Raw genomic sequence first — 11,396 nt, forward strand, 5'->3', positions numbered from 1 at the left:
GTCAGTTGGGGCGCTTGGCGTGATAGACCAGTTCGATCATGGTGTGGTCGGGGTCGTGGATGTAGCAGAACTTCGACTGGTTCTCGGGGCGTTGGATCGGCCGGGTGTGCCGGATGCCGAGCTCCTTGAGGTGGGCGAGGAAGTCGTCCCAGTCGTCGACCTCGACGGCGAAGTGGTAGGGCGCCATGCGCTCCATCTCCTCGACCGGGGTGAAGTGCAGGTCGAAGTTGCCACGTGTCATCAGCACCACGCGGGTGTTGGACTTGGGCATGATGCGCTTCATCCCGAAGACCTTCGTGTACCAGGCGGCGGTCCGGTCGGGGTCGGTAGTGGGGAAGTTGACGTGGTGGATGTAGCGGGGTTCTGCGCTCATGGCCGGTTCCCTTGCTCCTCTTCGCGTTGTACGGGGTTGGACAGCGTGCCGATGCCGCTGATCTCGACCTCCACGGTGTCCCCGGGCGCGAGCCCGCAGGTGGACTCGGCGCCCATCCACAGCACGTCCCCGGGCAGCATGGTGTTGTGCCTGGTGATCTCGACGATGTAGTCGAAGGGGTCGAAGACCATGTCGCCGGTGGGGAAGGCGGCGCGTACCTCGCCGTTCACCCGGAGCGTCGTCGTCTGGGCGAGGGCGTCGACGTCCGTCTCGATCCAGGGCCCCATGGGTTTGAAGGTGTCGCTGTTCTTGCTGCGCCAGAACGTGCGGTCCTGGTGCTGCCAGGTGCGGGCGCTGACGTCGTTGCCGATGGTCCAGCCGAAGACGGCCGCGCGGGCTTCGTCACGGGTGGCGCGGCGCAGGGTGCGGCCGATCACGGCGACGAGTTCCGGCTCGGCCTCGAAGCGGCCCTCCACCTCGGCCGGTCGGACGATCGGGGTGCGGTGGCCGGTGAGCGCGTTGTTGGCCCGGTAGCCGACCTCGGGCCGCTCGGGCACGACGGCGGCGGGGTTGCCCAGCCGGGCGGCGTGCTCGATGTGCCGGGGGTAGTTCATGCCGACCGCGTAGAACACGGGCGGCACGACGGGCGGCAGCCAGACGGCGTCGGCGCGGGGCAGGACCCCGAGGACCTCCGGGTCGGTCTCGATCGGGGAGCCGGACAGCAGCTCGACCTCCTCCTCCCCCACCCGGGCCCACACCGCGCGCCCGCCGGCCGAGACACGGGCGTACCTCATGGCACCAGCAGGTGGGAGACGCGCTTGGTGACGAGGTAGGAGTCCAGCGCCTCGGGGCCGCCCTCGCGCCCGTAGCCGCTCTCCTTGACGCCGCCGGAGGGTGCCTCGGAGACGGATCCGCCGCAGTGGTTGACGGAGAGGATCCCGGCCTCGAGCCCGGCCACCAGCCGCTCGGCGGTGGCCGCGGACTCGGTGAAGGCGTAGGCGGCCAGTCCGTACGGGGTTGCGTTCGCGATCGCGAGCGCCTCATCGAGGTCGGTGAACGGGACGATCGGCGCGAGCGGCCCGAACGGCTCCTCGTGCATCAGTTCCGCGTCCGCTGGTACGCCGGTCAGGACGGTCGGCGCGAAGAAGTAGCCGGGACGGTCGAGGCGTTCGCCGCCGGTGCGGATCTTGGCGCCGCGGGCGACGGCGTCCGCGGTCAGGCGCTCCATGGCCTTCAGCCGGCGCTCGTTGGCCAGCGGCCCCATCGTGGTGCCCTCGGCGAGTCCGTCCCCGACGACGACGGCCTCGGCGGCCCGCACGAACTCGGCGGTGAAGGCCTCGGCGATGCTCTCGTGGACCAGGAAGCGGCTGGGCGAGGTGCACACCTGGCCGGCGTTGGCGAACTTGGCCTGCGCGGCCCGGCGGGCGGCCCGCACGGGGTCGGCGTCCGCGCAGACGATCACCGGGGCGTGGCCGCCGAGCTCCATCAGGGAGGGCTTCATGACCCGGCCCGCGTGGGCGGCGAGCAGCTTGCCGACGGGGACCGAGCCGGTGAAGGCGACCAGGCGGACGGCCGGGGCGTCGATCAGGTGGGCAGAGACCTCGGCCGGCTCGCCGAAGACGAGGTTGAGGACCCCGGCGGGCAGGCCCGCGTCGGCGAAGCAGGCGACCAGGGCGGCGGCGGTGGCGGGGGTCTCCTCGGAGGCCTTGATGACGATCGAGCAGCCCGCGGAGAGCGCGGAGGAGATCTTCCGCATCGGGCCGCCGGCCGGGAAGTTCCACGGTACGAACGCGGCGACGGGGCCGACCGGTTCGCGCCGCACGGTCAGCAGGGTGCCGGGCTCGGAGGGGATGATGCGGCCGTAGGCGCGGCGGGCGTCGTCGGCGTGCCAGCGCAGGGTGTCGGCGACCCGGCGGGCCTCGCCGGTGGCCTCGGCCAGCGGCTTGCCCTGCTCCAGGGTCATCACCCGGCCGACCTCGGCGGCGCGCTCGGTCAGCAGGTCGGCGGCGGCGTGCAGGATCGCGGTGCGCCGGGCTATGGGCGTCTCGCGCCAGGTCCGGAAGCCGTCCGTCGCGGCGTCGAGCGCGCGGTCCAGGTCGGCGGGGGTGGCCAGCGGTACTTCTCCGATCACCTCTTCGGTGGCCGGGTCGACGATCGGGGCGGTACGTCCGGTGCCGCCCTGGCACCACTCGCCCGCGATGTACATGCGGACGGCGGGGTAGCCGTGGTCGGTGGTCATGGGTGGGTGCCCTCTCAGGAGCGAGCTGGGGTCCGGCCCGCGGGCCGGGCGTGGGTCAGGACGCGGGGGTGGGGTCCTGCTGGTCGCGGTTGGTGCGCAGCGCCCAGATGTGGTGGGGCGGGGTGGTCTCGTGCACCCGGGTCTCGTAGGTGTCGTCGACGCGGTCCATGTCGGCCGCGTACTCGACCCGGCCGCCGCAGGGGGCGTGCAGGAAGCGGAAGACGTTGGAGCCGACGGTGTGGCGGCCGAGCCGGCGGGCCTCCCGCCACCCGTGGTCGATCATGTGGTTGCCGCCCTCGATCACGTCGTCGAAGCCGGGGACCTCGTAGGCGATGTGGTTGACGCCCGCCTTGTCGGGGCGGTGGCACAGCAGCATGGTGTGCTGGTCGTCGTCGCCGGGGGCCTGCATGAACACGCCCATGGGCTCGACCACGTCGGTCGGGCGGAAGCCGAGGCGGCCGGTGTAGAAGGCGACGGCCTCGTCCTTGCCCTGTTTGGGGATGTTGAGCGCGACATGGCACATGCGCAGCGGGCGCACCCGGGTGATCGGCGCCAGCGCCTCGTTCCAGCGCCGGACGCTGCCGAGCGCGTTGGCGGGCCGGGGCTCGACGGTCGCGGGCCGTGGCCGGGCGAGGGTGAGGCCGACGCCGAAGCCGGTCTCGTCGACGGTGTGGTGGACGCCGTCGGCGCTCTCGCGCACCGGGCGGTCCTTCGCCACCGCGGCCACCAGCCGCTCCAGTTCCTGCGCGGTGTCGACGCCCCAGACCACCTCGCGCAGGGTGGGGCCGTTCTCCACCGGCGGCGGCAGCAGGGTGCCGGGGTCGGTGTCGAGGTGGAGGGTCTGTCCGGTGAGCGTCTCGAACACCGCGTGTTCGCCGGTCCGTTCCAGCAGGAACAGACCGAAGTCGTCGAAGAACCGGGCGCATTCGTCGAGGTCGTCGATGCTGTAGGTGACCGATTCGATTCTCTGGATTCCCATGGATTCCTCGTTTCCGGGTCGCCTGGCGAGCGTAGATTTCGGGGCGCGAGGGCCTCAATGGCCCGAGCTCCACGGAGTGCGCAATCGTTTCTTGCGCGGCCGGCCCACGCGCTCGGCCGAACAGGCCCTGGTCAGGACCGGATCGCGGGGAACGGATTGCGCGCGAACCAGTCGGCGAGGAAGTCCAGGAACACACTGATCTTGCGCGGGGTGTCCTGTCCCGGACCGTAGATCGCGTACAGCGGGCGGTCGGGTACGGCCAGTTCCGGCAGGAGTACCTGGAGGGCGCCGGAGACCAGGTCGTCGTAGGCCGGCCGCTGGGGCAGCAGTGCGATGCCCCGGCCGTGCACGGCGGCCTTCTGGAGGGCGATGTAGGAGTTCGACGAGAACGCGATGTTGCGGATCTTGTGCAGGGTGCTCGCGTGGCCGTGCCCGATGCGCCACACCGGGTCGTTGACGTGCACGAGGCAGTCGTGCGCGGCGACGTCGTTCGGGTGCGCGAGGGCGCCGTGCCGCTTGATGTAGTCCTGCGAGGCGCACAGCACGAAGGGCAGCGAGGAGATCTTCTTCAGGCGGACGCTGGAATCCCGCAGATCCCGGGTGTGGAAGGCGACGTCGAATCCGCCGTCCAGGAAATCGTAGGTGCGGTCCGACATCCCGCCGAGTTCGAACCGGACCTGGATTTTCGGATGGGCGGCGGAAAAGGCGGCGATGGCGTCGCCGAGGTCCAGGCTGCCTATCCATTTGGGGCAGATGATGCTGAGCGTCCCCTCGGCCCGGTCGTGCAGCCGGGCGATGCCGGCGTCCTCGGCCTCGATCTCCTCCAGGATGCGGGCGGCGAACTCCGCGTACCGCTGTCCGGGCTGGGTGAGGCTGACCGAGCGGGCGGTGCGGTTGACCAGGCGGACACCCACCTGGCGTTCCAGCTCGGCGACGTGCCGGGACACCAGCGAACCCGACGAGCCCAGCTTCTTGGCGGCCCCGCTGAAGCTGCCCACCTGGGCCACGGTGACGAAGCTGTGCATGAGGAGCAAGCGATCCATGTTTCCTCCGGGGACCACTCCCTGTCCGGCCCGCGCCGGGACAGGGGGCAAAGGGGTCGCCGAACCCCGCCTCGATGTCCTGACAGCGGCTCCACCAGGACATCTCGGCGACTCGACGGACGTGCGGCTCGGACCTGCGAGTCGGGCGCCGGTGACCGGTGGGGGCCCGGCGGCAGGTCCGGTGGGACCTACTTCGGGCAGTACTGCGGCGCCTCGCTCAGGTTGTCCTTGGTGACCAACACAAGAGGAATGTTGGCAATCTTGTCAACCTTCTTCTTGGCAAGGAGGGCGACCGCGTCCTTGACCGCGGTCTGCCCGATGGTCAGCGCGGAGTTCGCGACGGTGGCGGAGAACTGGCCGCTCTTGACCGCGGCCAGCCCCTCGTCGGTGCCGTTGACGGTGACGATCTTGACATCCTTGGCGCCCGCCGCGTCGAAGGCCTTGCGCACGGCGAAGGCCATCTCCTCGTTGGCGACGAAGGCGTAGTCGAGGTCCGGATTGGCCTGGATCATGTTCTCGGCGACGTCCTGGGCCTTCGCGGGGTTGAACATGCCGGGCTGGTTGGCGACCACCTTGGCCGTTGCCGGCAGCCCGCTCTGGAACCCGCCCACCAGCAGGTCGGAGGCGGCGCCCGGGGCGCCCGCGACGATGCCCACCTTCACGTCCTTGCCGCCGGCGTCCTGGGCGATCCAGCCGGCGTCCAGGCTGCCGACCTTCTTCAGGTCCACGACGGCCGCGCCGAGGATGTCGCCGGCGTCGCTGGTGGCCACGGACGTCAGATAGATCGGGATGCCGGACGCCTTCGCCTTGGCTATGTCGCCCTTGAGCGCGTCGACGTTGACGGTCTGCACGATCAGCGCGCTGACGTTGCGGGAGATCATGTCCTCGATGTTGGACAGCTCGGTCCCGGCGTTCTGGTGCGAGTTGGACGTGTAGACCTTGGCGTTCTCGGTCTTCGCCGTCTGCTCGACGGCCTTCTGCAGACAGCTGTGGAAGCTGGTGTCGCCGCCGTTGACGAACCCGAGGGTGACGTCGCCGGAGCTCGACGGGTCGTCGCTCTCGGCACAGGCGCTGAGCACCAGGGTGGTGCAGGCGACCGCGGCGAACAGGGCGTGACGGGAACGGGCGGGAAGTCTCATGGTGGACCGCCTTTCGGGACGGGCTGGGGCACGAAGGACCGCGGGCGCGGCGGACTGCCGGTACGACGGGCTGCGGGCGCGACGGACCGTGAGCACGGCGAGCTGTGATCGGGACGTGCGGAAGCGAGGAGGGTGCAGAGGGTGCGAGGGGGGTGGTGCTCAGTGCCGCGCGGAGCGGGCCTTGTGCATCTCGTTGGCGACGGCCGCGACGAGCAGCACCGCGCCGACGGAGACCGGCTGGTAGTTGCTGGAGAAGTCCAGGAGGTTGAGGGCGTTGGCGACCACGCCGAGGAGCACCAGGCCCAGCGCGGTGCCGGTCACGGTGCCGTAGCCGCCCGCGAGCGAGGTGCCGCCGATGACGACCGCGGCGACGACGGCGAGTTGCAGCGAGAGGCCGGCGGTGCCGCCGGGGCTGCTGGAGCCCAGCCGGGACAGCAGCATCAGGCCCGCCAGCCCGGAGAGGGCGCCGGTGGTGCCGTAGAGCACGAGCTTGCGCGCCGTGACGTTGATGCCGCTCAGGCGGGCGACGTGCTCGTTGCCGCCGATCGCGAAGGCGTCCCGGCCGAACACGGTGAACCTCATGACCAGGGCGGCGGCCACCAGTACCAGGACCGCCACGACCAGCAGGTACGGGACGCCGAGGAGCTTGTTGTTCCCCAGCGCGAACATCCGGGTGCCGATGGAGATGGTGTTGCCGTCGTGCACCAGGAGGGCGACGCCGTCGAGCAGGGTGGCCGAGGCCAGGGTCGCGACGAAGGGCGCCACCCTGGTGAACGTCACGACCAGCCCGTTGACCAGGCCGATGGCCGTGCCCAGCAGCAGCGCGACGGCCACCGCCCAACCGGTGGGCTGTCCGCTCGCCAGCAGCTTGGCCGCGACCGCGGCGGTGACCGCGACGTTGCTGCCCATGGAGAAGTCCATGCCGCCCGCGGTCATCAGCAGGGTGAGACCGGCGGCGAGCACCGCGTTGACGCTGACCTGGCTCAGGATGTTGACGATGTTGCGGTCGGTGGCGAAGGTCTCGGTCCGCATCGCGGTGAAGGCGACCACGATCACCAGGACCGCGATCAGTCCGGCGTGCGGCACGCCGCGCAGCGCGCCGGGCGAGAACCGGGAGCGGCGCCCGGCGGGCGGCTCGGCCACGCCGGGGGCGTCGGGAAGGGTCTTGACGCTCACTGCGGTTGACCTCCGAGAGCGGTGGCGACGAGCTCGTCGCGCGTGATGGCGGTGATGTCGTGCACGGCGACCGTGCGTCCGGCGCTGACCACGACGACCCGGTCGGCCAGCCGCATGACCTCCTCGGCGGAGGAGGAGGCGAGCAGTACGGCCACACCGCGCGCGGCGAGGTCGTCGACGAGGGTGTGGATGTCTGCCATGGCCGCGATGTCCACGCCGTTGGTGGGGTCTTCGAGGAAGCAGGCGGCCGGCCCGGTCTCCAGCCACTTGCCCAGCAGGACCTTCTGCTGGTTGCCGCCGGACAGCGCGCTCACCGGAGGGTTCCCGGTGAGGGAGACCACCCCGTAGGCGCGGCGTACCGGTTCGGCCCGGCGGGCGAGTCGGTCCCTGCGGTGCAGCCGACGGCGGGTGAAGCGGTCGTCGGCGAGCATCAGGTTCTCGTCGAGGGACAGCTCCGGTACGAGTCCCAGGGTGCGGCGGTCGCCCGTGACGCAGCGCAGGCCGCTGCCGAGGGAGGCCGGGATGCTGCCGACGGCCACCGGGCGGCCGTCCACGTGCAGTTCGCCGCTGTCGGGCCGCTGTCGTCCCGACAGCAGGTCGAACAGTCTCGACTGCGCGTCGCCGGCCGGTCCGAGGACGGCGACGACCTCGCCCCTGCGCACCTCGACGGAGAAGTCCCTGATCGCCCGACCCTGGCTCAACGACCTTACGCTCAGGCCGAGTTCATCTTTCGGCGCCGGGCGTTCGGGGCGCCGCGAGACGACGTCCCGGCCGACCATGGCGCGGACCAGTCCGGCGGGGTCGAGTTCCTCGGCCGGTCCGGTGTGCACCACCGCCCCGTCCCGCAGGACGGTGATGCGGTCGGCGACGGCCATCACCTCGTCGATGTAGTGCGAGATGTAGACGACGGCGACGCCGTCGTCGCGCAGTCGGCGCACCAGGGTGCGGATCCGGTCGGCGTCCTTGGCGCTCAGACAGGCGGTCGGTTCGTCGAGGACGAGGACGCGGCCGCCGCGGCGGACCTCGCGGGCCACCTCGACCATGGTCTGCTCGGCGACGGTGAGCGAGCCCGCGGTCCGCTCCACGTCGATGTCGATGCCGAGCGAGTGCAGGGCCTCGCGGGCCTGCTGCCGTACGGCCTTCCAGCGCACCGCGGCGCGCCGGGTGGGCAGGTCGCCGAGCAGGACGTTCTCGGCGACGGTGAGGCCCATCGCCAGTTCGCGGCGCTGCGGCACCGAGGCGATGCCGAGCCGGCGGGCCCTGCGCACGGTCAGCCCGGCGTGTGCGTGACCGTCGACCTCCACGGTGCCGCCGTCGGGCTGGTGCACCCCGGACAGGACCTGCACGAGCGTCGACTTCCCGGCGCCGTTCATGCCCATCAGGGCGTGGATCTCGCCCGGGTGGAGGTCGAGGTCGACCCCCTTCAGCGCCGCCGCCCCGCCGAAGCTCTTGCGGACGCCCCGGATCCGCAGGACGGCCGTGGCGGCCGTGGCGGCACCGCTGTCGGTGCTCTCCTTCGCGGTCACGGCAGTACCTCCCTGCGTACGCGGGCGGGTCGGGGAACTCACGGCTGCGGCCGGTCGGCCGCGGCGGGGACGCGCCCGTAACCGCGGATGTCGGGGAACGGGGGTTCCTTGTCGGCCTGGAGGTCGACCTGGAAGGTGTTCAGGCACATGCCGAGCATGGTGAAGTTGCCGAGCGCGCCGATGGTGTCGACCAGGCCTTTGGAGCCGAAGTGCGCGAGGGCGCGGGCGAACGTCTCGTCGGTGACGAAATGCTCGTCGAGGATCTCCCGGCAGAACTGGTAGAAAACCTGGTCCACTTCGTTGTCGAAGACCGCCTCGCGCCTTTCGGCGATGGCCTTCACGGCGGTCTGCGGAATGCCGGCCTCGATCGCCTGGTGCACATGCGCGTTCCACGAGTACTGCGCGTCCCAGTTGCGGGCCGCCATCAGCAGCGTGAGTTCCCGCAGATGCTTGGGGAGACTGCACTCGAACCGGGCGAACGCGCCGAGCGACTCGGCCCGTTCGCACATCTCCGGGCTGTGCAGCCAGACCCGGAAGGGGCCGCGGACGGCGCCGCGGCGGCCGGCGATACGGGCCGCCAGTTCCTGCTGCCGCGGGTCCATTTCCTCTTCGTCGAGAACGGGGAGCCTCATCTGGCCGTTACCTGCCTTTTCTTTCCGGCGCGTTTCACTCACGGGTCGAGAAGCCGTGCGGTGACAGGTGACGGTACAGCCGGGTCCGGGTTGCTCACCCTTCTCGGATTGCAAGGTAAAGCTGCACGCCGGAGGGCACCCGTTCACGCCCGCGCGACCTAACGTCGTTCCTCGCATCACGTCGGAAGTGGAAGGGAACCCCGGATGACCACGATCATCAAGGTCGCGTCCGTGCCGTTGCTGGACAGGGGCGGTTCGGTCGTGACGACACCGCTGATCACGACCTCGTCGGCGGGCGGGGAGAACCGCATCACCAGCGGGATGAGCGTCTATCCGGTGGGCTCCGGCGCGCCGCTGCACTCGCACAACTGCGACGAGCACGTGACGGTCCTCGACGGCGAGGCGGAGGTGTGGGTCGACGGCGAGGTCACCAGGCTGGAGCGGTTCGACACGACGTACATCCCCTCCCCGATCCCCCACCTCTTCCGCAACGTCGGCGACCGTCCGCTGCGCATCCTGTGGGTGTACTCCTCCGGCCACGTCACCCGCACGTTCACGGAGACCGGCGAGACGGTGGAACACCTCTCGACGGCGGACCAGATGGGCTGATCCCGCCGGGCACCCCCTCAAAGGCGCGACGCCGGCCCCCGCGTGGTCGCGGTGGCCGGCGTCCCTCATGGTCCCCCGGGTCCGGGTGGGTTCCGCGGTCAGTGCGCGGCGACCAGTTCCTGTTCCGCGCTGTCCGTGCCCGTGCCCGCGGCCTTGGTGCTGCGCAGGGCGGCGATCCCGATGAAGACCATCGAGGACAGGCCCGCCAGGGCGAAGGCAGTGAAGCCCCAGTCGCCGTGGTTCGCGGCGAGCAGCTGGCCGCCGAGCCACGGGCCGAAGACGGCGCCGAAGCGGCCCATGCCGGAGGTCCAGCCGACGGCGGTGGCGCGGTCGCCCGGGTTGGAGCGGATCGAGACGGTCGCGTAGATCATCGTCTGGGCGCTGTTGAGGAAGACGCCGGTGAGGAAGACGACCACCATGGTCACGCTCATCGGCATGTGGACGCTGAGCAGGAAGACTCCGGCGGCGGTCAGCGCGAACCAGAGCGCGGAGACCCGCGGGGCGCCGAAGCGGTCGGCGGCCCGGCCGGCCAGCAGCATGCCCACGATGCCGCCGAGGTTGAAGACGACCACGAAGGTCAGGGCGGAGCCGAGCTCGTAGCCCTCGGCGCGCATCAGGGTGGGCAGCCAGGTGGCGACGCCGTAGACCAGCAGCAGGCCGCCGAAGGAGGCCAGCCAGTACAGCAGGGTCTGCGTCCACTCGCCGCCGCGGAAGAGGTTGACCAGCGCGTTCCAGCGGTCGGCCGCGCCCTGGCGGACGGACGACTTGGTGGCGGGCAGCTCGACGTCGTAGCGGTCGGCCAGCGCGCGGGCCTCCTCGGTGCGGCCCTTGGCGACCAGGAAGCTCAGCGACTCGGGCAGGAACTTGGCCAGCACCGGGGCGAAGAGGATCGGGGTCACGCAGACCCAGAACGCGGACTGCCAGCCGACCGGCTCCACCAGCCACTTGGCCACGTAGGCGGAGAGGATGCCGCCGGCGTGGTGGGCGGTCATCAGCAGGCCGATGATGATCGCGCCGCGGCCGCGGGGGGCGTAGTCGGAGACCATGCTGATCGCGGTGGGCAGCAGGCCGCCGAGGCCGATGCCCGCCAGGGTCCGGCCGAGGCCGAAGACCGCGAGGCTGTCCGCCAGGGCGCACACGCCGGAGGCCAGCGAGAAGAGGGCCACACAGGCGACCATGAGCTTCTTGCGGCCGATCCGGTCGGCGACGGTGCCCGCGGTGAGAGCGCCGACCAGCATGCCGAAGGTGGCGTAGCTGCCGAGGTCGCCGGCCCGGTCGGGGGTGAGGCCGAAGGTCTTCGTCGCGAGCAGGTGCGGCAGCACCGAGCCGTAGATGAACATGTCGAGGCCGTCGAAGAGGACGGCCAGCCAGCACAGACCGACGACCAGGAAGGCCAGTCTGCTGCCGCGGGCGGGCAGCGCGAGGGAGGAGGACATCTTTGTTTTCCTCTCGTCCAGGAGGCGTTCCCTGGAGGAACTCGATGAGGGTCCCCCCGCTCGGGCGGAGCCGAGAACTCGGGGGAGGGTCGTCGCGGCTCGTGCGGCCGACCCGGTGTGCGCTAGACGCTAAGGATCTCCCCCAAGAGTGTCAACGCTTTTGTCAACAATCTCATCAACGATCTGATGAAGGGCGCCTGCCGTCGTATGCGCGAAGGGGTGGGCGCGCACCTCGGTGCGCGCC

11 protein-coding genes are annotated in these 11,396 nt (G+C 71.0%); 1 reads left to right on the forward strand and 10 read right to left on the reverse strand.

Features of this window, described 5'->3' with window-relative positions:
* Position 1: 1 nt before the first annotated feature.
* From FNH09_RS25395 to FNH09_RS25435, 9 genes are all read right to left on the reverse strand, one after another.
* Positions 2-373: a VOC family protein gene (locus FNH09_RS25395; protein WP_152891899.1), complete on the reverse strand. Its 372-nt coding sequence runs from the start codon at positions 371-373 to the stop codon at positions 2-4.
* Positions 370-1,167 carry a fumarylacetoacetate hydrolase family protein gene (locus tag FNH09_RS25400; protein ID WP_152891901.1) on the reverse strand — a complete coding sequence of 266 codons (798 nt, stop codon included), beginning with the start codon at positions 1,165-1,167 and terminating at the stop codon, positions 370-372. Before FNH09_RS25400 ends, FNH09_RS25395 begins: the two co-directional genes overlap by 4 nt.
* Entirely contained in the window at positions 1,164-2,612 is a 1,449-nt protein-coding gene (locus FNH09_RS25405) for an NAD-dependent succinate-semialdehyde dehydrogenase (RefSeq protein WP_152891903.1), read from the reverse strand. Before FNH09_RS25405 ends, FNH09_RS25400 begins: the two co-directional genes overlap by 4 nt.
* 55 nt (positions 2,613-2,667) lie before the next feature.
* Positions 2,668-3,591, reverse strand: a complete 924-nt coding sequence (locus FNH09_RS25410) for a VOC family protein (RefSeq protein ID WP_152891905.1) — start codon at positions 3,589-3,591, stop codon at positions 2,668-2,670.
* 131 nt (positions 3,592-3,722) lie between these two features.
* Complete coding sequence (locus tag FNH09_RS25415) at positions 3,723-4,634, reverse strand: LysR family transcriptional regulator (protein WP_152891907.1); 912 nt, start codon at positions 4,632-4,634, stop codon at positions 3,723-3,725.
* A 188-nt stretch (positions 4,635-4,822) separates the two neighbouring features.
* Positions 4,823-5,773, reverse strand: a complete 951-nt coding sequence (locus FNH09_RS25420) for a sugar ABC transporter substrate-binding protein (protein ID WP_152891910.1) — start codon at positions 5,771-5,773, stop codon at positions 4,823-4,825.
* 159 nt (positions 5,774-5,932) lie between these two features.
* Positions 5,933-6,949, reverse strand: a complete 1,017-nt coding sequence (locus tag FNH09_RS25425) for an ABC transporter permease (protein WP_338017681.1) — start codon at positions 6,947-6,949, stop codon at positions 5,933-5,935.
* Positions 6,946-8,475, reverse strand: a complete 1,530-nt coding sequence (locus FNH09_RS25430; protein ID WP_162469075.1) for an ATP-binding cassette domain-containing protein — start codon at positions 8,473-8,475, stop codon at positions 6,946-6,948. The genes FNH09_RS25425 and FNH09_RS25430 overlap by 4 nt, the downstream gene beginning before the upstream one ends.
* Before the next feature lie 38 nt (positions 8,476-8,513).
* Complete coding sequence (locus FNH09_RS25435) at positions 8,514-9,077, reverse strand: carboxymuconolactone decarboxylase family protein (RefSeq protein ID WP_152891922.1); 564 nt, start codon at positions 9,075-9,077, stop codon at positions 8,514-8,516.
* Positions 9,078-9,311: 234 nt separating this feature from the next.
* Between FNH09_RS25435 and FNH09_RS25440 the strand changes: the two genes are divergently transcribed.
* Positions 9,312-9,716, forward strand: coding sequence for a cupin domain-containing protein (locus FNH09_RS25440; RefSeq protein WP_152891912.1), 405 nt, complete (start codon positions 9,312-9,314; stop codon positions 9,714-9,716).
* Positions 9,717-9,814: 98 nt separating this feature from the next.
* Here FNH09_RS25440 and FNH09_RS25445 read toward each other — a convergent pair whose 3' ends face one another.
* The gene (locus FNH09_RS25445) at positions 9,815-11,152 is read right to left on the reverse strand and encodes an MFS transporter (RefSeq protein WP_152891914.1); all 1,338 of its coding nucleotides are present in this window, start codon (positions 11,150-11,152) and stop codon (positions 9,815-9,817) included.
* Positions 11,153-11,396 lie beyond the last annotated feature (244 nt).

This window comes from Streptomyces adustus (genome assembly GCF_009377175.1).
GTDB lineage: Bacteria > Actinomycetota > Actinomycetes > Streptomycetales > Streptomycetaceae > Streptomyces > Streptomyces adustus.